The sequence below is a fragment of the Thioalkalivibrio sp. ALJ21 genome, assembly GCF_000378605.1.
Lineage (GTDB): Bacteria > Pseudomonadota > Gammaproteobacteria > Ectothiorhodospirales > Ectothiorhodospiraceae > Thioalkalivibrio.
In genome coordinates, this window is the sequence record NZ_KB905155.1 from 1043345 (window position 1) to 1066550 (window position 23206).

At 65.9% G+C, this 23206-nt stretch carries 19 protein-coding genes, 3 tRNA genes and 1 other RNA gene; 3 read left to right on the forward strand and 20 right to left on the reverse strand.

Features of this window, described 5'->3' with window-relative positions:
* Positions 1-35: 35 nt before the first annotated feature.
* The 13 genes from F579_RS0104905 to F579_RS0104965 all read right to left on the reverse strand — a co-directional run bounded on the left by F579_RS0104905 (position 36) and on the right by F579_RS0104965 (position 12629).
* On the reverse strand, positions 36-2564 hold the full coding sequence (locus F579_RS0104905) for an EAL domain-containing protein (protein WP_019023995.1): 2529 nt from the start codon (positions 2562-2564) through the stop codon (positions 36-38).
* Positions 2565-2696: 132 nt separating this feature from the next.
* On the reverse strand, positions 2697-3827 hold the full coding sequence (locus F579_RS0104910; protein WP_026301016.1) for a glycerate kinase: 1131 nt from the start codon (positions 3825-3827) through the stop codon (positions 2697-2699).
* A gap of 13 nt (positions 3828-3840) precedes the next feature.
* Positions 3841-5202 (reverse strand): GntP family permease, encoded by a 1362-nt coding sequence (locus F579_RS0104915; RefSeq protein WP_019023993.1) that lies wholly within the window; start codon positions 5200-5202, stop codon positions 3841-3843.
* Between the two features lie 158 nt (positions 5203-5360).
* Positions 5361-5434 (reverse strand) — tRNA-Cys (locus F579_RS0104920).
* An 87-nt stretch (positions 5435-5521) separates the two neighbouring features.
* Positions 5522-5597, reverse strand: a tRNA-Gly gene (locus F579_RS0104925).
* Between the two features lie 74 nt (positions 5598-5671).
* Positions 5672-6223, reverse strand: coding sequence for a CDP-diacylglycerol--glycerol-3-phosphate 3-phosphatidyltransferase (gene pgsA / locus F579_RS0104930; protein WP_019023992.1), 552 nt, complete (start codon positions 6221-6223; stop codon positions 5672-5674).
* A gap of 298 nt (positions 6224-6521) precedes the next feature.
* On the reverse strand, positions 6522-8345 hold the full coding sequence (uvrC, locus tag F579_RS0104935; protein ID WP_019023991.1) for an excinuclease ABC subunit UvrC: 1824 nt from the start codon (positions 8343-8345) through the stop codon (positions 6522-6524).
* A gap of 162 nt (positions 8346-8507) precedes the next feature.
* Entirely contained in the window at positions 8508-9146 is a 639-nt protein-coding gene (locus F579_RS0104940; RefSeq protein WP_019023990.1) for a uracil-DNA glycosylase, read from the reverse strand.
* The gene (locus F579_RS0104945; RefSeq protein WP_019023989.1) at positions 9136-9612 is read right to left on the reverse strand and encodes a CYTH domain-containing protein; all 477 of its coding nucleotides are present in this window, start codon (positions 9610-9612) and stop codon (positions 9136-9138) included. The genes F579_RS0104940 and F579_RS0104945 overlap by 11 nt, the downstream gene beginning before the upstream one ends.
* Positions 9613-9716: 104 nt before the next feature.
* Positions 9717-10679: a beta-ketoacyl-ACP synthase III gene (locus F579_RS0104950; RefSeq protein ID WP_018138528.1), complete on the reverse strand. Its 963-nt coding sequence runs from the start codon at positions 10677-10679 to the stop codon at positions 9717-9719.
* Complete coding sequence (gene plsX, locus F579_RS0104955; protein WP_019023988.1) at positions 10676-11704, reverse strand: phosphate acyltransferase PlsX; 1029 nt, start codon at positions 11702-11704, stop codon at positions 10676-10678. Before plsX ends, F579_RS0104950 begins: the two co-directional genes overlap by 4 nt.
* Before the next feature lie 99 nt (positions 11705-11803).
* Positions 11804-12001: a 50S ribosomal protein L32 gene (gene rpmF / locus F579_RS0104960; protein WP_012982981.1), complete on the reverse strand. Its 198-nt coding sequence runs from the start codon at positions 11999-12001 to the stop codon at positions 11804-11806.
* A gap of 106 nt (positions 12002-12107) precedes the next feature.
* Positions 12108-12629, reverse strand: a complete 522-nt coding sequence (locus F579_RS0104965) for a DUF177 domain-containing protein (RefSeq protein ID WP_026301015.1) — start codon at positions 12627-12629, stop codon at positions 12108-12110.
* 131 nt (positions 12630-12760) lie between these two features.
* On the opposite strand from F579_RS0104965, the gene F579_RS0104970 reads away from it, so the two are divergent.
* The 3 genes from F579_RS0104970 to F579_RS0104980 are packed head-to-tail and all read left to right on the forward strand — an operon-like array spanning position 12761 to position 16637.
* Positions 12761-14179: an acetyl-CoA carboxylase biotin carboxylase subunit gene (locus F579_RS0104970; RefSeq protein WP_019023986.1), complete on the forward strand. Its 1419-nt coding sequence runs from the start codon at positions 12761-12763 to the stop codon at positions 14177-14179.
* A 33-nt stretch (positions 14180-14212) separates the two neighbouring features.
* Positions 14213-16036, forward strand: coding sequence for a sodium-extruding oxaloacetate decarboxylase subunit alpha (gene oadA / locus F579_RS0104975; RefSeq protein WP_019023985.1), 1824 nt, complete (start codon positions 14213-14215; stop codon positions 16034-16036).
* 4 nt (positions 16037-16040) lie between these two features.
* Positions 16041-16637 (forward strand): nucleoside triphosphate pyrophosphatase, encoded by a 597-nt coding sequence (locus F579_RS0104980; protein ID WP_026301014.1) that lies wholly within the window; start codon positions 16041-16043, stop codon positions 16635-16637.
* Positions 16638-16918: 281 nt separating this feature from the next.
* Here the strand turns inward: F579_RS0104980 and F579_RS0104985 are convergent, their stop codons facing one another.
* The 7 genes from F579_RS0104985 to F579_RS0105010 form a co-directional block, all read right to left on the reverse strand.
* On the reverse strand, positions 16919-17293 hold the full coding sequence (locus F579_RS0104985; RefSeq protein WP_018994153.1) for a metalloregulator ArsR/SmtB family transcription factor: 375 nt from the start codon (positions 17291-17293) through the stop codon (positions 16919-16921).
* 361 nt (positions 17294-17654) lie between these two features.
* Positions 17655-17800: non-coding RNA, RtT sRNA (locus F579_RS14945), on the reverse strand.
* A gap of 35 nt (positions 17801-17835) precedes the next feature.
* A tRNA-Ser gene (locus F579_RS0104990) sits at positions 17836-17926 on the reverse strand.
* Between the two features lie 84 nt (positions 17927-18010).
* Entirely contained in the window at positions 18011-18259 is a 249-nt protein-coding gene (csrA, locus tag F579_RS0104995; RefSeq protein WP_012982990.1) for a carbon storage regulator CsrA, read from the reverse strand.
* Between the two features lie 68 nt (positions 18260-18327).
* Positions 18328-19572, reverse strand: a complete 1245-nt coding sequence (locus F579_RS0105000) for an aspartate kinase (protein WP_019024998.1) — start codon at positions 19570-19572, stop codon at positions 18328-18330.
* 151 nt (positions 19573-19723) lie between these two features.
* Positions 19724-22333, reverse strand: coding sequence for an alanine--tRNA ligase (gene alaS / locus F579_RS0105005; RefSeq protein WP_019024999.1), 2610 nt, complete (start codon positions 22331-22333; stop codon positions 19724-19726).
* A gap of 390 nt (positions 22334-22723) precedes the next feature.
* On the reverse strand, positions 22724-23014 hold the full coding sequence (locus tag F579_RS0105010) for a GIY-YIG nuclease family protein (RefSeq protein WP_019025000.1): 291 nt from the start codon (positions 23012-23014) through the stop codon (positions 22724-22726).
* Positions 23015-23206: the final 192 nt, after the last annotated feature.

A 23206-nucleotide genomic window follows, 5' to 3' on the forward strand; every position in this document is an offset into this window, starting at 1 on the left:
GCCCGGTTAGAGCGACGCCCCGCCCTCGCGGCCGGCTATGCGCCGATGCCTTGCAGGGCATTATCGGCCGGGGCCGGGCGCCCCAGCAGGTAGCCCTGCCCGAAACGACAGCCCTCGCGTAGCAGGAACGCTTGCTGGCCCGCCTCTTCCACACCCTCGGCAATCAGGTCCAGCCCCAGTGCGTCGGCCAGGGCAATGATGGCGCGAATGATCGATTCGTTATTGCGCGAGTATCCAATATCGCGGACCAGTGACTGGTCGATCTTCAAACGCCGTAGCGGCAAGCGACGCAGGTGCGCCAGATTGGAATACCCCGCGCCGAAGTCATCCATAGCCAGCGTCACACCCAGCGTCTCCAGACGGTGCAGCACGGCCAGTGCCCTTTCCGGCTGTTCCATCATCATGGTCTCGGTCAGTTCCAGCTCCAGCCGGTCGGGCTCCAGACCGTGATGTTCGAGGATATCCTGAACTGCTGCCACCAGCGTCTCGTCGTGCAACTCCCGGGCAGAGAGGTTCACCGCCACGGCAGGCACATCCCGGCCTTCCTGGTCCCATTGCGCCAGTTGGGCACAGGCCGCGTTCAACACCCAGCGGTCGATGGCCTGGATCATCCCCGTCTCTTCCGCCAGCGGGATGAATTCGGCCGGGGACACCATGCCGCGCTGTGGATGACGCCAGCGCACCAGCGCCTCCATACCCACCAGCCGGCCCGACTGCATCTCCAGCTGCGGCTGAAAGTAGAGCAGCAGTTCGTCATTGGCGATGGCGCCGCGCAGGTCGTTCTCCAGGAACAGGCGATGTTCCGTCTGCGCCCCCATTCCGGGTTCGTAGACATGCCAGGTATCCCCGCCGACGCTGCGCGAGGCCGCCATTGCGAGCTCCGCGGCGGTCAGCAACTCGTCACGCGTGCTGCCATGTTCGGGGAACGTCGCCAACCCGACGCTCGCCGTGGTGACCAGCGCACGCCCACCGATAGCGCAGGGTTCGCGCAAGGTTTCCAGTAGCTGCTCGAGGAAGGCCTCGGTGCCACCATCCATCGGCGGGTTTTCGATAATCAGGCAGAACTCGTCGGCTCCCACGCGAGACACCGTATCCTGCGGCCCCAGCAACGCCCCAAGCCGTTCCGCCATACCTTCCAGCACGCGGTCGCCCGCCGACGTGCCCAGGGTCTCGTTAACATTGCGGAAGCGATCCAGGTCGATCAGCACCACCCAGCGTGCAAGACCATCGGCCATCGCACGTTCCAGGGTGTGTCCCAGCCGGTCGTGCAACAGCACGCGGTTCGGGAGGCCTGTACGCGCGTCGTAGTGGGCCATCTGCCGCAGCGCTTCTTTCTGCTCCATGCTCGCGGTGAGATCCGTCCAGCTGCCGACCACCTCGGCCCCGCGCTGTCCCTGGTTGCCGCCGGGAATGATCCGCATCTCGTCGCGGATATGGCGCAGCTTGCCCCAGCCGTCGAACAGGCGCAGTTCCCGGACCATGTGGCGCTCTTCCAGCAGGCGCCGGTTCTCGCGCATGGCCGTGGTGCGGTCTTCCGGATGGACCTGCTGCTCCCACCAGCCCGGCTGCAGCGCCACCTTGGGATTGAATCCAAACAGCCGCTCGAAGTTGCCACTCACCCAAAGCGGCTTGAAATCGAGCGCATTCAGTTGGTACAGCACGACCGGGCCGCTCTCGAGCAGGTGTTCGAGACGCTGGTTGGCTTCGCGCAGGGCACGTGTCTGCGCGCGCACCGTGCGTCGCAACCAGACCGCCATCAGCCCCAGGGCGAGCGCAATCACTGCGGCGGCCGCCAGCGCCGACCAGGCCCACGTCGGGATCTCCCCCTCCCCGACGGGCGGTTCCAGGGCCTGCTCCATCGCGTGCTGATAGGGCGAGCCCGCCTCGCCCTTCCAGCGCTGGAGATAGGCGTCGATCACCTCCAGGCGGTCATCCTGCCGCCCAGGGGCGGCGGCGTAATAAAGACCGACCTGGTCGAAGGTGATGGGGGTTTCCACCAGCATATGCTGGCGTGCATGACGCCGCGCATAGAAGTTGTTGCTGACCGCCACGTCGGCATCGCCCGCGGCAACAGCCGCCAGCACGGATTCCAGGTCCCCACGGGGCACAAGAGTCCACTCCAGCCCCGTGTCCAGCGCATACTCGCGCAGGTAGTCGTATTGAATCGATCCATCGAGCACCGCAAGGCGGAGGCCTTCCAGCGCTTCGATGCGATCCAGCCCCGAATCGACCGGCGCCAGCACCTGGCTCCATGCCTGGGCCACCGGTATCGAGTGAAACGCGAGGCTCTCGCGCCGCTCCGGCGTCAGCGCGACATCCGGCATCAGGTCGATCTCGCCCGCCTCCAGGGCCTCCAGACAGGCCGACCACTCGCACGAGACATACTCCAGCCGCCAGTGCTCGCGTCGCGCAATGGCGTCCAGCAACTCGACGAACACGCCCCCCGCCGCCCCATCGTCACCCGTGCCGACCTTGGGCACGTTCTCGTAGAGCCCCACGCGCAGGAGGTCGTCCGCGCTGGCCCCGGCGGACAGGAAGAAGGGCACCACGAGCAGGACAGCCATGACCCGACCGTGCCATGGCGTCCGTTTGCTCCTGGTTCTGGGTTTCCAATCAGGCACGCGCGCCCCTGTGCGTTCGGTACCGCATAGTGCCATGGATGGCCAGGCCACGGACCGCTCCTTGTTATCCGTTCGTTAGCCCGATTGCGCCCCTCGCGCCTCCACCAGTGCGCGCGTACGCTCCATGATCCAGCGACCGGGTTCGTTCATCGCCTGCTCCAGCGTGATCGTGCCATCGCAAAGGGCGCGGGCATCCGTGAGCCCCACCGCTTCGAGTTCCTCCGGCGTGGCATCGATCGACCCGGCCACGGCGACGACCGGCACACAGCAGCGCCGTGCCCGCCGGACCACCTCGGCCACGACCTTGCCATGCGCGGTCTGGCCGTCGACCTGCCCCTCACCCGTGATCACCAGATCGCTCCCGGCGATCACCGCATCGAGATCGATCAGATCCGCCAGGTACACCGCCCCCATGCGAGATTGCCCGCGCAGGACACAGGCCAGCGCGAAGCCCAGCCCACCGGCGGCCCCCGCCCCGGGCATGGCGCCCGGGCGGCGCAACTCCCCCGCCTCGTCAATCGCGCGTTCCAGCCGCTCCATGTAGGCATCCATGCGTGGCACGTCTGTTGTGGCCAGGCCCTTTTGCGGGCCGAACACCGCCGCAGCACCCCGGTTGCCCGTCAACGGGTTGTCGACATCGTTCAGCACCGTGATGCGGAGTCCCGCAAGCCGTGGCTCCAGACCAGAGAAATCGGCACTTTCCAGATGCTCCAGCCGTTCCGGGACAGGATCCAGTTCGGACCCTTCCCGGTCCCGAAAGCGGACCCCCAGTGCGTGCAGCATCCCGGCACCACCATCCACCGTGCCGCTGCCCCCGAGTCCGATCAGCACATGCCGGGCACCGGCATCCAGCGCCGCGAGGATCAGATGCCCCACGCCACGGGTATCGAGCCTCCATGGATCGCGCTCGGCCTCGGGCACCAGGTCCAACCCACAGGCCGAGGCGACATCAATCACCGCGCGTCGGGTGACGGCATCGCACCCCCAGCCCGCCGAGACATGCTGCCCACGCGGATCACGGACATCGGACAAATGCCAGGCCCAACCCATGGTATGGCTGACCAGTTCCGCCGTCCCTTCTCCCCCATCCGCCATCGGCAACGCCCGGATGCGAGTGGATGGACTCGCGGCATGTACACCGCGAGCCATCGCCTGGGCCACGTCTGCCGCATCCAGACTGCCCTTGAAGCTGTCCGGACACAGCACGACCCGCCTCAGCTCAGACAAAGACGAGCCCCAGCAGGTAGATCACGATCATCGCGCTCACACCCTGCAACAGCGTGGCGGTCGTATAGGCCTTGTAGGCGGTCGACACCTTCATGCGGCTGAACTGGGTCACCACCCAGAAGAAGCTGTCGTTGGCATGCGAGACGGTCATCGCGCCCGCACCCACGGCCATGACTGCCAGCACCATGCCCATGTCGGACTCCAGGCCCAGCGAGGGCAGCAACGGCGCCACCATGCTCGAGGCCGCGACCAGTGCCACCGTCGACGAACCCTGGGCCGACTTGAGTGCAGCCGCCAGCAGGAACGGCACCAGCAGGCCCAAACCAAGACCGGTCAGCATATCGCCGAGTTGATCACCAATGGGAGTCTCCTGCAGCACCGAGCCAAACGCACCGCCCGCCCCGGTGATCAGCAGAATCGGGGCCGCGAGCAGGACGGCATCGACCGTCATCTGGTGGAAGCGCCCGCGCTTGTCACCACCCTTGACCAGCAGCAGGGCGAACACCACGCCAATCGCCAGGGCGACCACCGGCTGCCCGAGGAAGATCAGCGCGGCCGCGAACATGCCGGGGTCGGCGTCACGCGTGGCCAGTGACGCGATCGAGCCGATGGAGATCAGCACGATCGGCGCCAGGATCGGCAAGAATGCCGCCAGGGTGGATGGGCGATGGGCCAGATCGGGCTCCGGCTTCTTCACCTCCTGGCCGGTGGCCTCCTCGATCGGATCCGGCTCGAGGAGTTCGTCGTCGTTTGCGTGGGTGTAGCGGCTGGCCCAGAGCCAGCCCACCGCCGCGGCGACCGCGGCTACCAGCAGGCCGAACAGGATCACCAGGCCCAGCGCATCGGCGATCCCGATATTGCTGGCCGCGGCGATCGGGCCCGGGGTCGGCGGGACGAAGTTGTGCGTGGCGAACAGACCCGTCGCCAACGCCACACTCATCGCCACCAGGGAGACACCGGCCTTCTTCGCCAGCGCGTTCTTCAGGGAGTTCAGGATTACGTAGCCGGAGTCGCAGAACACTGGAATCGACACGATGTAGCCGATGATCGTCGCGGTGAGGTTGGGGAATCGATCCGACAGCGCGCGGATGATCGCCTCCGCCATCACGATCGCCGCCCCGGTGCGGTCCAGGATCACCCCGATGATCGTGCCCAGCGCGATCACGATCCCGATATAGCCGAGCGTCCCGCCGAAGCCGTCGTTGATAACGCTGATCGCCTCTTTCGGGGCAATACCCCCGATCAGCGCCATCACAAAGGCCGCCAGCAACAGGGCGAGGAAGGGGTGGACTCGCAGCTTCACGGTGGCGAACACCAGTGCCGCCACGACGATAATCAGGCCAATAATCAGCATCTCGCGTCCTCGTCTTGTTGTGGTTATCGAGTTAAGAGCATAGACCCTGTAACCCTTCTTGGGACGAGAATTTCCATACTGGGTTCGATCCGTGCTGGAACGGCAGACTGGCAAAAGAAAAGGCCGCCCGAAGGCGGCCCTGGCGCGAAGCGCAATGATGGAGGCTGGGGTCGGAATCGAACCGGCGTACACGGATTTGCAGTCCGCTGCATAACCACTCTGCCACCCAGCCTGTATCGGGTGGGTCCCGGCCCGCAAGAAGCAGCATGCGGAGGCCGAAACAGAAAACCCCGGCCGAACCGGGGTTTCAGGAATCTGTTGGAGCGGGAAACGAGATTCGAACTCGCGACCCCAACCTTGGCAAGGTTGTGCTCTACCAGCTGAGCTATTCCCGCTCTTCGTTAACGGCGCGTATTCTACCGCACCGGGGGCGAACGTCAATACCCCGCCAGCGTTTCCGTGCGGCCGATCAGCGTCCGCGCGCAGCCGCCAGCATGTACTGCACCATCGAAACCAGCGTCAGGATGGCCGCCAGATACAGCAGCCATTCACCGATCGCGAAAATCGGCAGCCCGGCGACCGGCTCCGCCCACAGCAGGAGGAAGATCGCCACCATCTGGGAGGTGGTCTTGACCTTGCCGACCCAGGATACGGCCACCTTCGCGCTGGCGCCGACCTCGGCCATCCATTCGCGCAGGGCCGAGATCGCGATCTCGCGCCCGATAATGACGACCGCCGCCAGCGCCAGGCCCACGCCCGGGTTGTGATCCACAACCAGGACCAGCGCGGCGGCCACGATCAGCTTGTCCGCCACCGGGTCGAGGAACGCACCGAAGCGGCTGGTGACCTCCCAGCGCCGAGCCAGGTAGCCGTCCGCCCAGTCGGTGATCGCGGCGAGCGCAAAGACGATCGCCGCGACGATGCCGGCCGTGGGCATCGGCAGCGCGTAGAACACGACGATCAGCAGCGGGATCATGACGATCCGCGACCAGGTCAGCCAGTTGGGAAGTTCACGGATCATCTGCTGGTCAGTCCCAGGGAAACACTGATTAATGTACACGCTCGTGCTCGAGTCGCTTTTGCGTGCGAACAAAGCGCGGTGACTGCCATGCAGTCATTCTGCACAAGGGAACCGCAACGCCGTTCCCACGCCCGTTTTTGATAACAACGGGAGGGCGAGCCCCTTCGGGGTTGGCACCCCAGGTTCCCCGATCCTGCGTTGCGGCACTTGCCGGTAGAACCACTACCGGCTGCGCACCGCGCCTTGTCTCGGAAAACCTGGGGTGCCAACACGAGTGTGTACATTAATCAGTGTTTCCCTAGTGAAACTGGTCGTAAATCGCCTGCGCGAGCCGCCGGTGGATACCCGGCACCTTGGTCAGCTCGTCGACGCCGGCCCGGGCCACCCCGCGCAGCCCCCCGAAGTGGCGCAGCAACGCGCTGCGGCGCTTCGGCCCCAGCCCCGGGATCGACTCCAGGGTCGATTCCTTGCGCGCTTTGGCCCGGCGCGCACGGTGCCCGGTGATCGCGAATCGATGGGCCTCGTCGCGGATCTGCTGGATCAGGTGCAGGGCACCCGAGTGCGCCGGGAGTATAGAGGGGGCCTCGACCCCGCTCAATATCAGAGTTTCCATACCCGGTCGGCGTTCCTCGCCCTTGGCGACGCCGATCACGCGGATGTGATCGAGCCCGAGATCCGCCAGCACATTGAGCGCCTGTGTGACCTGCCCCTTGCCACCATCGATGAACAGGATGTCCGGCTCCTGCCCTTCCCCCTTCTTCAGCCGCGCGAAGCGTCGGCTCAGGGCCTGGTGCATTGCGGCGTAATCGTCGCCGGGCTCGATCCCGTCGATATTGAACCGCCGGTAGTCGGATTTGATTGCCCCGTCAGGCCCGAACACCACGCAGGACGCCACCGTGCGCTCGCCCCCGGTGTGCGAGATATCAAAGCATTCCATGCGCTTGGGCGGACTCTCCAGATTCAGCTCGGCGGTGAGCGCGTCCAGGCGCGCAGCCTGTCCGGCTTGACTGGCGATGCGGGTCTTCAGGGCCAGTTCGGCATTGCGCCGTGCCATATCCAGCCAGCGCGCCCGATCCCCGCGCAACGACCAGGCGAGCTGGACCTTGCGGCCGTCGCGGCGCTCCATCAGGAAGGCCTCCAGCGCCGGCGCGCCTTCCGGCTCGTGCGACAGCAGCACGCGCGCCGGGGGTTCGCGTTCGGCGTAGTACTGCGCCAGCACCGCCGCCATGATCTCCCCGGTGTCAGTGGCCTCCGGCACGTTCGGGAACAGCTCGCGGTTGCCCAGGTTCTGTCCGCCGCGCACGAAGAAGATCTCCACGGCCACCGCGCCCGCCTCCTGCGCCAGCGCAATCACGTCGGCATCGCCCTCGCCGCCGGAGACAAACTGCTGCTCGGAGATCTGGCGCAGCCGCGCGATCTGGTCCCGCAGCCGGGCCGCATGCTCGAAGTCGAGACGCTCGGAGGCCGCCTCCATGCGCTGCATCAGATCGGCGATCACCACCTCGCTCTTGCCCTGCAGGAACTGCACGGAAGACTCGACGTCGCGGGCATACTCCTCGGGCGTGATGTAGCCCACGCAGGGCGCCGTACAGCGCCCGATCTGATACTGCAGGCAGGGCCGGGAGCGGTGCGCGAACACGCTGTCCTCGCACTGACGCACCTGAAACAGCTTCTGCAGCAGCGCCAGGCTCTCGCGCACCGCCCCGGCCGACGGGTACGGACCGAAATAGCGCACTCCCTTCTTTTTCGCGCCCCGGTGAAAACCCAGACGCGGGTACTCCTGACCGGACACGAAGATGTAGGGGTAGCTTTTGTCGTCGCGCAGCAGCACGTTGTAGCGCGGCCGGTGGCGCTTGATCAGGTTGGCCTCGAGCAGCAGGGCCTCGGCCTCGGTGTGCGTGACCGCGACGCGGATGTCCGCGATCTGGCGCACCATCGACCGGATCCGCGGCCCGCGATCATCCGAACCGCGAAAGTAGCTGGCCACACGGCTCCTGAGATTGCGCGCCTTGCCGACATACAGCACGCCGCCGCTGGCATCCAGCATCTGATAGACGCCGGGCGACTGCGTCAGCGTCTTCAGGAAAGCCTTGGAATCGAAACTGGTGTCGGAGGCACTCATGACAGCTTCAGGATACCGGAACGGCCAAGGGAGTCGGCCAAACCTGCAGGGCAACTGGGCGTGAGAGATGTCAGCAGAGGGCGTTCAATGCCCTTCGCACGTTGGTACCTCGACACCTTTGGGCCCCACGCCATCGCGAGCAGCCGGACCAAACAGGCTTTTCTACTCGAGGTGGGTACGGATGCGGGCGAAGAGTTCGCCGAACATGGCCGGGGTGAGGCGGCGGGTCTGGGTGTTGTAGCGCGAGCAGTGGTAGGAATCGACCAGCCACATGCCATCCAGCTCATGCTCGGCTCCATGGGCAAAACGCAGGCTGGACAGCGGCAGGCCGCGGGCCCGCAGCACCGCGTCATGGGCGATCTTGCCCAGCGCCAGGATCACCCGGGGCTGCATCGCGTCCATCTCCGCGGCCAGGAAACCGTTGCAGGTGCGGATTTCCTCGTTGGTGGGCTTGTTCTGCGGCGGCAGGCACTTCACCGCATTGGTGATGCGGCAGTCCAGCAACTGCAGCCCGTCGCCCGCGCTCACGCTCTCGGGGCCGGTCGCAAAGCCGTACTGGTGCAGGGTCTCGTAGAGCAGCACCCCGGCGTAGTCCCCGGTGAAGGGCCGCCCTGTCGCGTTGGCCCCGTGCATCCCCGGGGCGAGTCCAACGATCAGCAGGCGGGCATCCAGCGGCCCAAACGAGGGCACCGGAGCGGCATGGTAGTCCGGGTGCTTCGCCCGCACGTCTTCCAGAAAACCGGCCAGGCGCGGGCAGCGCCGGCAGTCCGGATCGAACACGGGAAAGGAATCAGCTTGCATCGGGCCAGTCGCGGTAGGGGTTCCGGGCCAGCTCGGTGTTGTAGTAGCGCGGGTCGTGCGAGACCTCCTCGCCCAGCCACTCGGGGCGCGGGAAGTCGGCATCGCTCGCGGGCAATTCCAGCTCGGCGACGATCAGGCCGGCATTGGCGCCCTCGAACACGTCGATCTCGTATTCCCAGCCGTCCACATCCACCCAGTAGCGCGTCTTCTCGACCTGCGGACCCGCGAGGGTGTCGAGAAGGCGATGGGCCTCTTCGACCGGGATCGCGTACTGGTACTCGTCGCGTTCGACACCCAGGGTCGCGCTCTTGATGTTCAGATTCGCGCCCTCCTCGTCCACGCGCACGCGGATCGAGGCGCGGTCATTGCCGCACAAATAGCCCTGACGCATGCGCTGGGAACGCACCACGGCCTCGCGCCAGGCATCACTGGTCAGCAGAAACTTGCGTTCGATCTCGCGACCCATGTCGTCGACTCCCGTCTTTCGGCGAACCGCTTCGTATCAGGCTTTGGCAGGGGCTTCGCCTGCAAGCAGGCTCCCACAGGAATGGAATCGCGAAGCGGCGCCCGCTACATCCGGATCAGCGCGGAGCCCCAGGTAAAGCCGCCGCCAAAGGCCTCGGTCAGGATCAGGTCGCCCTTCTTGATGCGCCCGTCGCGCACGGCGGTATCCAGCGCCAGCGGAATGGACGCGGCAGAGGTGTTGCCGTGCCGGTCGACCGTGACGACGACATTATCCATGGACATGTTCAGCTTCTTCGCCGTGGCCTGGATGATGCGGATGTTGGCCTGGTGCGGGACCAGCCAGTCCAGCTCGGACTTCTCGATCCCGTTGTATTCCAGCGTCTCGTCAACGATCTGGTCGAGCGTGTTGACCGCGACACGGAAGACCGCGCGGCCCTCCATGCGGATGAACTCGAGATCCGGGTTGTCACCGGGCTGCGAGACCCCGCCCGGGACCTCCAGCAGGCCCTTGTGGTGACCATCCGCGTGCAGGTGAGTGGAGATGATGCCCGGGTCCGGCGAGCGCGACAGCACCACCGCGCCCGCACCATCACCCCACAGGATGCAGTTGCCGCGATCGGTGTAGTCGGTGATGCGCGAGAGCGTCTCGGCCCCGACGACCAGCACATGCCGGATCTCGTCGCTCTGCATGAAGCGATCGGCCGTGGCGAGTGCATAGACAAAACCGGAACACACCGCCTGCACGTCGAAGGCCGGGCAGCCGCCAATCCCCAGCTTGGCCTGCAGGATGCACGCGGTACTGGGGAAGATCTGGTCCGGGGTCGTGGTGGCGACGATGATCAGGTCCAGGTCGGCGGGGCGGATGCCCGCGGCGTCCAGCGCGCGTTCCGCGGCCTTCAGTGCCAGATCGGAGGTCACCTGGTTCTCGGCCACGATGTGGCGCTCGCGAATCCCGGTGCGCTCCTGAATCCACGCATCCGAGGTATCCACCATGGCCTCGAGATCGGCGTTGGTCAGGATGCGCTCGGGCAGGTAGCTCCCGGTCCCGCTGATGCGTGCATGCTTCACTGCGCGTGCTCCTGCCCCAGTAGCTGCCCCAGCTGCTTGTCGATGCGGCTGGAGATGTTCGCCTCGGCCTCGACCCGCGCGATGCGGATCGCGTATTCGAATGCCAGCGCATCGGCACTGCCGTGGCTCTTGATCACCACGCCCTGCAACCCCAGCAGCGAGGCGCCGTTATAGCGCCGGTGGTCAAAACGGTGGCGCAACCGGCGCAGCACGGGCAGTGCGAACAGACCAGCCAGACGCGAGTACAGCGAGGCGCGGAACTCGGCCTTCATGTTCGTGGAGATCATCTTGGCCACGCCCTCGCTCACCTTCAGCGCAACGTTGCCGACAAAGCCGTCGCAGACGACCACGTCGACATCACTGCAGTAGACGTCGTTGCCCTCGACGAACCCGACATAGTTCAGGCTGGATTCCTCCAGCATGCGGCCGGCCTCGCGTACCCGGTCGTTGCCCTTGATGGCCTCCGACCCGATGTTGAGCAGCCCCACCTTGGGGGCCTCGAGCCCGTCCACCGCGTTCGCCAGCACCGAGCCCATCACTGCGAACTGGTACAGGTGTGCCGCCTCGACGTCCACGTTGGCGCCGAGATCCAGCATGTGGGTATGGCCGTACAGCGACGGCAGCGCGGTCGCGATCGCCGGGCGGTCGATCCCCGGCAGGGTCTTCAGCACATAGCGCGCAGTGGCCATCAGCCCGCCCGTATTACCGGCGGACACACAGGCCTGGGCCGTGCCTTTCTTGACCTGATCGATGGCGACCCGCATCGAGGAGTCGCGCTTGGTGCGCAGGGCGACGGCCGGCGGCTCCTCCATGCCAACCACCTGGCTGGCATGCACGATCTCCACACGGTCGCGCTCGGCCGCCGTCCAGTCGGCAAGACCGGACTCGATCGTCGCCTCGTCCCCCACCAGCAGCAGGCGGAAGTCGTCGGCCACCTTCAGCGAACGGCGGGCGGCCGGCAGCACCACGGGGGCCCCATGGTCGCCACCCATCACATCCAGGGCGATGGTGAATTCACGGCTCATGCGCGCGCCCGCGAGACACCCGACGACCGGGTCCGATTAAACGCGGAAAGGCCACGGTGCAGCCGCAGCCGTGGCCCCAGCAAGGTCATCACGCCGAGCTTAGTCTTCGTCGTCTTCGACTTCGACGTCCTGCTGGATCACCTGACGACCACGGTAAAACCCGTCCGGGGTCACGTGGTGCCGGCGATGGACCTCTCCGGTGGTCGGATCGGTGGACAGGGTCGCGCCCTTCAGCCCGTCGTGGGAACGGCGCATATCGCGCTTGGAACGGGTCTTGCGGCGTTGTTGCACAGCCATGATGAATCTCCAGATTAATCAAATCCCGCCTGTGCGGGGTTAGCCCGAATCAAAAACGGGCGCAAGTATAGCGTTTCGAGCCGGGCGGCGCCCTGCTCCGCCCGGCCTACTGATCGTTGGCGTTGCTCGAACTGCCCTTTAGCTGCTCGAGCACCGCAAACGGATTGTCCTCGCGCTGCCCGGGAACAAACTCGGGCTCCACCGCGGGCTCGCAGTCCGCGTGGCGCGGCACCAGAGGCCAGGCCAGCAGCACCTCGTCCTCGGCCCAGACCGCCGTGTGCAGCCGTCCGTCGTCCTCGAGTTCGAGGATATCCTCGTCCGCGCCCAGGCCTTCTACGGAGCCTCCCGCCGGCAGGATCACCGCATCGGTCTCCAGCCGGAATTCCCAGGCCATCGGCTGCAGGCAGCGCTGGCAGGTCTGCCACAGCTCGCCGGTGATCACCCCGGTCAGCCGCACCTCGTCCAGCGCACCGCGCTCCAGCCCGAATCGGACATGGACCCGCAGCGGGTGCTCGGCCAGCGCCTCGTCCCGCAGGCGAGGCAGGTCCTCCGCAGACAAATCGCCTTCGAATTCCTGGTGCCGGGCCCGTGGCTGCCACGGGTCGAGAGATACGGGAATACGACTCATAGAACACTCAAATACAAGGGCGCGGAATATACGCGCGCGAGGGCTGCTCTGTCAAAGCGAAACAGAAACTTGCAGCCCTTCGACTGCATGCCGATACTCGGGTTGTCACTGACCTTCCCGGGACCTTCCGTTTGATCCGCAAGCTGCTCATAGCCAACCGGGGCGAGATTGCCGTGCGCCTGATCCGGGCCTGCGCGGAGATGGGAATAACCTCGGTCGCGGTGCATACCGATGCCGACCGCCACGCCCTGCACGTGAAAAAGGCAGACGAGGCCTACGCGATCGGCCCCGACAGCATGGGCGGGTATCTCAGCATCCACCGCCTGATCAGCGTGGCCCGGGCGGCCGGATGCGACGCCGTACACCCGGGATACGGCTTTCTCTCGGAGAACGCGGATTTCGCGGCGGCCTGCGCCGCGCGCGGGCTCACCTGGGTGGGCCCCGACGCCAGCGTCATCCGCCGCATGGGTGACAAGGTGGCCGCGCGACAGGCGATGATCGAGGCCGGGGTCCCGGTCACTCCTGGATCGGAGGGCAACCTCGAAACCCTGGAGGCTGCGCTGGAGGCCGCCGAGGCCATCGGCTATCCGGTGATGCTCAAGGCCACCAGTGGCGGCGGCGGACGTGGCATCCGGCTTTGCGAGGACGAAGACGCCCTGCGGCGCAACTTTGACCGCGTGCGTTCGGAGGCGACCCGCGCATTCGGCAGTACCGAAATCTTTCTGGAAAAGGCTGTGGTCAACCCGCGCCATATCGAGGTACAGATCCTCGCGGACACCCATGGCAATGCCGTTCACCTGTACGAGCGTGACTGCTCCGTGCAGCGGCGCCATCAGAAACTGATCGAAATCGCCCCTTCGCCGCAATTGAACGAGGCCCAGCGCGAACGCCTGGGCTCGCTGGCCGTCACGGCCGCCCAGACGGTCGGGTACCAGAACGCCGGGACTGTCGAGTTCCTGATGGACGGCGACGATACATTTTATTTCATGGAGATGAACACGCGTCTTCAAGTAGAACATCCAGCTACCGAGATGATCACGGGCGTGGACATCGTCCAGGAGCAGTTGCGCATCGCAAGTGGCGAACCCCTGCGTTACGACCAGTCGCAGATCACCCGCCGTGGCTTCGCCATGGAGTTCCGCATCAACGCGGAAGACCCGACCAATGACTTTCTGCCGAGCTTTGGTCGCATCACGCGCTACTTTGCCCCGGGCGGGCCGGGCGTGCGCACCGACGGCGCGATCTACACCGGCTACGAGATCCCGCCGCACTATGATTCGATGTGCGCCAAGCTGATCTGCTGGGCGCTGGAGTGGGACGACCTGCTGACACGCAGCAACCGCGCCCTGCGCGACATGGGCGTGTTCGGGGTCAAGACCACCATCCCGTACCATCTGGCGATCGTGAACCACCCGGATTTTCGCCGCGCCGACTTCAATACCGGCTTCATAGCCGACCATCCCGAGCTGACCGATCTGCCGGCCAAGCGCTCCGACCGCCAGCTGGCCGTCGCAATCGCCGCCGCAATCGCCGCTCACCACGGGCTGTAGACAACACTGCCTCGCCCGAACACCGGACTAGCCATGGATCGAGTTCACATTACGGATGTCACCCTGCGCGACGGCCACCAGAGCCTGATCGCCACGCGCATGCGCACCGAGGACATGCTGCCGATCTGCGAGCAGATGGACGCGATCGGCTTCCACTCCCTCGAGGCCTGGGGAGGGGCCACGTTCGACGCCTGCGTGCGCTTTCTCAAGGAAGACCCGTGGGAACGCCTGCACCAGCTCAAGGCCGCGCTGCCCAACACGCCGCTGCAGATGCTGCTGCGCGGGCAGAACCTGCTCGGTTACCGCCACTATGCCGATGATGTCGTGCGCGCCTTTGTTGAACGGTCCGTGGCCGGCGGCATCGACATCATCCGCATCTTCGATGCGATGAACGATGCCCGGAACCTGCGCACGGCGATCGAGGCCACGCGCGAGGCCGGTGGTCATGCCCAGGGCACGCTGTGCTACACCACCGGGCCGGTACACTCCGCCGCCCAGTTCGTCGCCCTCGCCCGCGAGCTGGTGGCAATGGGGGCGCAGAGCATCGCGATCAAGGACATGGCCGGGCTGCTGACCCCGACGGCCACCCGCGAACTGGTGACCGAGCTGGTCGACGCGCTGGATGTCCCGATCCACCTGCATGCGCATGCCACCTCGGGTCTGTCCGAGCTGTGTCACTGGCAGGCGATCGAGGCCGGCTGCCGCCACATCGAGACGGCGATCTCCGCCTTTGCCGGGGGCACCAGCCACCCCCCCACGGAGAGCCTGGTTGCGGCCTTGTCCGGCACCGAGCACGACACAGGGCTGGACCTCGTGGCCCTGCAGAAGATCGGCCTGTATTTCCACGAGGTGCGCAAGAAGTACCAGCGCTTCGAGAGCGAATACACCGGCGTCGACACCCGCGTGCAGGTGAACCAGGTCCCGGGCGGCATGATCTCCAACCTCGCCAACCAGCTGCGCGACCAGAACGCGCTGGATCGCTTTGATGCCGTGCTGGAGGAGATCCCGCGCGTGCGCGAGGATCTCGGCTACCCGCCCCTGGTCACGCCGACCTCGCAGATCGTCGGGACCCAGGCGGTGATGAACGTCCTCGCCGGGGAGCGCTACAAGACCATCACCAACGAGGTGAAGCAGTACCTGACCGGGCACTACGGCCGCGCACCGGGTCCGATCAATCGCGTGATCCAGCGCAAGGCGATCGGCAACGCCGAGGTCATCGACGTGCGCCCGGCGGACCTGCTGAAGCCGGAGATGGACCATCTGACCCGGGAGATCGGGGATTTGGCCCGGGGGCCCGAGGACGTCCTGACCTTCGCGCTGTTTCCCGAGGTCGGCCGGTCCTTCCTCGAGCAACGACGCGACGGCACGCTGGAACCGGAACCGTTAAACCTGCCCGAGAACACACAGGCCGGCTGTCCGGCACCGGTGGAGTTCAACGTCACCTTCCACGGGGAGTCGTACCACATCCGCGTAAATGGCAGCGGCCATCACCGCGAGGATACGCGGCCGATGTACGTCACCATCGACGGCATGCCGGAAGAGGTCCTGATCGAAACGCTCGACACCATCGACACCGGCAGTGGGGGCGCCGAATCGCCGCGAGCAGGCAAGAAATCCCGCCGCGCCACCCGCCCGGGCGATGTCACCACCTCCATGCCCGGCACCGTCATCGACGTACTGGTGGCCGAGGGCGACACCGTGGAAGCCGGCCAGCCGGTGCTGGTGCTCGAGGCGATGAAGATGGAGTCCGAGATCGCCGCACCCATCGCCGGCACGGTACGCGCGGTGAACGTGGCCAAGGGTGCGGCCGCCAATCCGGACGATGCCCTGATCGAGATCGATGCCCCCGATGGGTAAGCCCGTGCGCGAGATCGTCCTTGCCTCGACCTCGCCCTATCGTGCCCAGTTATTGCAGCGGCTGCATCTGCCGTTCACGACGGCCGCCCCGCAAGTCGACGAGACTCACCTCCCGAGCGAAGGCCCTTCGGCCCTCGTGCAGCGCCTCGCCGAGGCCAAGGCCCGCGCCGTCGCCGACACCCACCCGGACGCATTGATCATTGGCTCCGACCAGAGCGCCAGCCATCAGGGCCGCATCCTCGGCAAGCCGGGCATTGCCGAGCGCGCCCGCGAACAGCTGGCCCAGCTGTCCGGCGGCACGGTCACCTTTCATACCGGGCTGTGCCTGCTGGATGCCGCCAGTGGCGAGGCGCAGGTGGAGGACGTTGAATACGTCGTCAGCTTCCGCCGTCTGTCAGATGCGGAAATCCGGGCCTATGTCGCGCTGGACAACCCAGTGGACTGCGCCGGCAGTTTCAAGTCGGAAGGCCTGGGCGTCAGCCTGTTCGAGCGCATGGAGGGTTCGGACCCTACCGCCCTGGTGGGTCTGCCGCTGATCCGCCTGTGTCACTGGCTGCGGGAAGCCGGCATTGCCATGCCCCCTAGGGAGACGCGGATTTAATCGCACGTCCGCGCTCGAGTCGCTTTTGCGTGCGAACAAGGCGCGGTGACTGCCGTGCAGTCATTCTGCACAAGGGAACCGCAACGCTGTGCGCGCGCAAAAGCGGCCGAGCCCCTGCTTTTAATGGCTTGTGGGGTTGGTGCCCCCTGTTCCCCGATCCTGCGTTGCGCCGCTTGCGGGTAGAACCACTACCCGCTGCACGACGCGCCTTGTCTCGGAAAACAGGGGGCACCAACGCGGACGTGCGATTAAATCCGCGTCTCCCTAGCGAGGAGCGCTGATCAGGTCTCCGACGTGCGCCGGGAAACCGGGAGCCCCAGATCGGCATCGCGCCACATCGCCTGCAGGCGCGCATGATCCTCGCGCAGCGTGCCATCGACGCGCGAAGCCTGGGCCGTCGACGCCAGCACCTCGCGGGCCCACCCCGGCAATTGCGGATGCAGCCGGTAGTAGATCCAGTTGCTTTCGCGCCGGGTCGTCACCACGCCCTGCTGACGCAGCGCGGCCAGATGACGCGAGACCTTCGGCTGCGAGATTTCCAGCGCAGTCATCAACTCGCACACACAGAGCTCGCGCTCCAGGTGAATCAGCAGCAACGAACGCAAACGGGTGTCGTCCGCCAGCAGGCTGAACAGGACAGTGGGGGTCAGAGACATAGGAAATCCGCTTTGGCCGATCCGGCCTTTATAAGTCGACCATTTCGCACAAGATTAGCACGCTCGGGAGCGCGGAGCCCCCAATGCGTGCAGGCATTCAGCAAGACCATCAGCACTAAGCTTGGCGGTACAAGCTGTCACTGAGCCCCGACAAAACCCTCCCGCACCACGACTATCGCCATGCCGCTCCTTCAAACCCCGCCAATGAATACACCCTGCCCTTCGAGCCATCACCCGAAGTGACGTTCGGGTGCCGCTGCGCATCACCCGTCGAACCATCATTTTCTATATCTCGGGTTCGAATCCCGATACCGCGGGGGCCAGACGTGCGAAAGGGGCCACTCGGGCCCCTTTCTGGATCTGGCGGAGAGTGAGGATTACTCGGCGCTTTGCGCCTCGCCCTTCGGGCCGTCGCCTGCGGCGACGTTCGGGTGCCGCTTTGCGTCACCCGTCGAACCATCATTTTCGATATCTCGGGTTCGAATCCCGATACCGCGGGGGCCAGACGTGCGAAAGGGGCCACTCGGGCCCCTTTCTGGATCTGGCGGAGAGTGAGGGATTCGAACCCTCGATGGGCTTTTGACCCATACTCCCTTAGCAGGGGAGCGCCTTCGACCACTCGGCCAACTCTCCGGAATGCGCGGCACAGGATACGGACTTGTGCCCATAAAGAAAAGGCCCGGCGGCCACTGGGGCCGCCGGGCCTGGCAACCTCTGTCAGTCGTCGCGCGAGGAAGCGGCCACGCTCCCCCCCGGGGCAGACCCACCGCCGGACGAGCCCTGATCGTCGCCCGCTACGTTGGATTCGCGCTGGATGCGCTGGAAAATCTCCTCGCGGTGGACAGCAACGTCCTGAGGCGCGTTGATCCCGATACGAACCTGATTGCCCTTGACCCCCAGGACGGTGACGGAAACGTCCTCGCCGATCATGAGGGTCTCGCCCACACGTCGAGTCAAAATGAGCATGCTCTTCTCCGCAGTGCCTGTGTCGGACGCAGTCGGTCGTCCGGTAACCGTTTTACGGTCTGTCATCCTTAACCGTCCTCCTGTTGACCGACAGGTTCCTGCTCAAGTTCAAAGGCATCATGCAGGGCGCGTACTGCAAGTTCGAGGTACTTCTCATCCACGACCACCGAGATCTTGATCTCGGAGGTCGAAATCATCCGAATGTTGATTGTCTCGCGCGACAGGGCCTCGAACATCTTGCTGGCAATCCCGGCGTGCGAACGCATGCCGACGCCGACCACCGAGATCTTCACGATGTGGGTGTCCCCGGAAACCTCGCGCGCACTCAAGGCCTTGCAGGCGTCCTCCAGGATCGCCAGCGCCTTGTCGTAGTCGTTGCGATGCACTGTAAAGGTGAAGTCGGTGGTCTGATCCGCGCCCACGTTCTGCACGATCATGTCCACCTCGATATTGGCGTCCGCGATCGGCCCGAGGATGCGATGCGCGACCCCCGGCTGATCGGGGACGCCCTGAACCGTCAGCTGGGCCTCGTTCTGATTGAACGCGATACCCGCAACCAGCGCCTGTTCCACCTGTGCATCCTCCTCCGTGGTAATCAGGGTCCCCGGTCCTTCCTCGAACGAGGACAGCACTCTGAGAGGGACGTTGTACTTGCCAGCAAATTCCACCGCGCGGATCTGGAGCACCTTGGAACCAAGGCTTGCCATCTCCAGCATCTCCTCGAAGGTGATGCTGTGCAGGCGGCGCGCATTCGGCACCAGGCGCGGGTCGGTGGTGTACACACCATCGACATCCGTATAGATCCGGCACTCGTCGGCCTTCAGCGCGGCGGCCAGCGCGACCGCCGTGGTATCCGATCCGCCGCGGCCCAGCGTGGTGATCGCGCCGTGCTCGTCCACACCCTGGAATCCGGCCACAACGACCACTCGCCCGGCCTCCAGGTCCGCGCGCACGCGGGCATCGTCAATACTGCGGATGCGCGCCTTGTTATGCGCGCTGTCGGTGCGAATCGTGACCTGCGCGCCGGTATAGGAGCGTGCCGGGCAGCCATGCGCCTCCAGCGCCATCGACAGCAGGGCAATCGTCACCTGTTCGCCGGTCGAGAGCAGCACATCCAGCTCGCGGCCATCGGCCCGCGGGTTCAGCGCATGCGCAAGCCCCAGCAGGCGATCGGTCTCGCCGCTCATCGCGGAGACGACGATCACCAGTTGGTGGCCCTCCTCGCGCAGCTTCAGGGCCCGCTCCGCGACCGCCTGGATGCGCTCGGTAGTGCCTACCGAGGTGCCCCCGAACTTCAGTACCAGCAACGCCATTGCACGATTCCATTCACCGCCACCCGGAAAGGCGGCGCATTAAACATCATTCAGTTCTTCATTGCGAGAACCCTCGAGCACGCGCAGAAAGCGCCCCGAGGGTGGCGGACAGACATCGCCGAGGCGCTGGCCACGCGATGACGGATGGTCTTCAGGCGCGTTCGCGCACCCAGTCCGCGACCGAGGCCAGCGCGGCATCCAGCTTGTCCGGGCTCTGGCCGCCGGCCATCGCCATGTCCGGGCGGCCGCCACCCTTGCCATCAACCTGCGCGGCGACGTGGCCGACCAGATCGCCGGCCTTGAACTGGCCGGTCTCGGCCTTGGTGACGCCGGCCACCAGGCTGACCTTGCCCTCGCCGGTCGCGGTTCCCAGGACCACGACCGCCTTGCCAAGTTTCTGCTTGAGCTGGTCGACCATGTCGCGCAGGGCCTTGGGCTCCACGCCCTCGACCTTCGCGGCCAGCACCTGCATGCCTCCGACCTCCTGCGCCTGGGACGCCAGATCGCTGCCGGCCTGGCTGGCCAGCTTGCCCTTGAGCTGTTCGATCTGCTTTTCCAGTTCGCGCGAGCGCTCCTGCAGCTGGGCGACCTTGTCGGCCGCCTCGCCGCGTCCGGCGCGCAGGCGGTCGGCGATCGCATCCAGGTACCCCAGCTGCTGGTCGACCCAGCGCAGCGCCACCTCACCGGCCACCGCCTCGATACGGCGAATACCGGCGGCCACCCCGCCCTCGGAGGTGATTCGGAACAGGCCGATGTCCCCGGTGCGGTCCACATGCGTGCCGCCGCACAACTCCACGGAGGTGCCGATCTTCAGCACCCGGACCTGATCGCCGTACTTCTCGCCGAACAGCGCGACCGCGCCGGACTCCATCGCCGACTCGATGTCCATCACGCGGGTGTCGGTCGCCTCATTGGCCAGGATCTCGGCGTTCACCTGGGCCTCGATGGCGCGCAGCTGCTCGTCGGTCAGCGGCTCCATGTGGGTGAAGTCGAAGCGCAGTCGATCGGGGTCCACCAGCGAGCCCTTCTGCTGGACGTGGTCGCCCAGCTGGTCGCGCAGGGCCTTGTGCAGCAGGTGGGTCGCCGAGTGATGGCGACGGATGTTCTCGCGGCGCGGGCCTTCCACCGCGGCCTGCAGCGTCTGGCCGACCTCCAGCGTGCCGGCGCGCACCTGGCCGACATGGATATGCGCCGCGCCCTGCTTGCGGGTATCAGCGACCTGGAAGCGCACGCCGGAGCCACTGAGCGTGCCGACATCGCCCACCTGGCCGCCGGACTCGCCGTAGAACGGCGTGCGGTCCAGTACCACCAGGCCCTCGGCGCCGACCTCGAGTCGCTCGACCGGCTCGCCGTTCTGGTACAGCGCGACCACGCGACCCTCATCGTCGACGGTCTCGTAACCGGAGAATGTGGTCTCGAGATCGACCTGCGGCAGGCCGCCGTCGTCCATGGAGAAGTGGCTGGCCGCACGGGCCCGGGCGCGCTGGTCGGCCATCGCGGACTCGAAGCCCGCCATGTCCAGTTCCAGGCCGCGCTCGCGGGCGATGTCGCCGGTCAGGTCCACCGGGAAGCCGTAGGTGTCATACAGCAGGAAGATGGTCTCGCCCGGGATCACCTTGCCCTCGAGATCGCGCAGGTCGTCCTCGAGGATCTTCATGCCCTTGTCGAGCGTCTCCAGGAACTTGCGCTCTTCCTTCTCCAGCACCTGCTCGACCCGGGCCTGCGCCTCGGCCAGCTCAGGGAAGGCCTCGCCCATCGCGCGCACCAGGTCGCCGACCATCTGATAGAGGAAGGCGTCCTGCGCGCCCACCTTGAAGCCATGGCGCGCGGCGCGACGGATGATGCGGCGCAGCACGTAGCCACGGCCCTCGTTTGACGGCAGCACGCCGTCGGTAATCAGGAAGGCGATGGAGCGGATGTGGTCGGCGATCACGCGCAGCGAGGCGGAGTCCTGCTCCTTCGCCCCGGTCACGCGCGCGGCGGCCGCGATCAGGTCCTGGAACAGGTCGATCTCGTAGTTGGAGTGCACGCCCTGCAGTACGGCGGCCAGGCGCTCCAGGCCCATGCCGGTATCCACCGACGGGCGCGGCAGCGGGTTCAGCGTGCCGTCCGCGTCGCGGTCGTACTGCATGAACACCAGATTCCAGATCTCGATGTAGCGATCGCCGTCCTCGTCCGGGGAGCCGGGCGGGCCGCCCTCGACCTCGGGGCCGTGGTCATAGAAGACCTCGGTGCAGGGGCCACAGGGGCCGGTGTCGCCCATCTGCCAGAAGTTGTCGGAACCGCCGCCTGGCTTGTCGCCGATACGCACGATGCGCTCGGCCGGCACCTTGACCTCGTTCGCCCAGACGTCATAGGCCTCGTCGTCGGTCTCGTAGACCGTGACCCAGAGCTTCTCCGGTGGCAGGCCGATGGTCTCGGTCAGGAACTGCCAGGCGTAGTGGATCGCATCGCGCTTGAAGTAGTCGCCGAAGCTGAAGTTGCCCAGCATCTCGAAGAAGGTGTGATGCCGCGCGGTGTAGCCAACGTTCTCCAGGTCGTTGTGCTTGCCGCCCGCGCGCACGCAGCGCTGGCTGGACACCGCGCGGTTGTACGAACGCTTCTCGCGGCCGAGGAACACATCCTTGAACTGCACCATCCCCGCGTTGGTGAACAGCAGCGTGGGATCGTTGCCCGGTACCAGCGGGCTGGAAGACACGATCGTATGACCATGCCCTTCAAAGAATTCGAGGAAACTCCGGCGAATGTCGGCGCTTTTCATGCGGTTCCGATTGAATATGGGGTCAAAACCGGAATCCTATCACGCAAGCCCCCAACCCGCGTATTGCCGCCCCCGCCTTCGGGCCATGCTGCCTATCATCACCAGGCCCGAAGGCGGGGGCGGCAATCGGCTGAGCCTGGCCAGAATCGGGATCAGGTGGTTCCGTAAAGCGATTGCTTCGCTGCGCTCGCAATGACGGTACAAAGACGACGTCATTGCGAGGAGCAACGCGACGAAGCAATCGGCACCCACGGCCACCTGATCCGAGCGCCGAGTGACCCGCCGACGATTGCCACGGCCCCTCCGGGGCCTCGCAATGACGCACCATGATCGCGGTCATTGCGAGGAGCCCGGCGACGAAGCGATCGGCAAGTACCTCCCCAGCTGCGTTCAACCCACAATGTCGTTGAACAGATCCCGCCACCCGGGGTTCACCTGCTCGATCAGCGCAACCTTCCTGCGCCGCGGACCCGCCTTCAACTGCTTTTCGCGTTCGATCGCGGATTCCATCTCCACGCATTGCTCGAACCAGACGAGCCGATGCAGACCGTACCGGCTGGTAAACCCGGATACCTCTCCCGAGCGATGCTGCCAGACCCGCTGCACAAGGTTGCTGGTCACACCCACGTAGAGGGTCCCGTCACGACGGTTGCTCATCATGTAGACACAGGGTTGTTTCATCGCTCCCTCCCTGGGCGACTGCACATTCGTACTCAGCGGCCGAGAATCCTTTCGGCCCTTCACCACCAGTGACACTCGCGTGTCCCCAGCACAAGGATGTCATTGCGAGGCCCCGAAGGGGCCGTGGCAATCGGCTGGGACCGGCCAGACCCCGGATCTGGTGGTTCCCTCGGGGATTGCTTCGTCGCTTCG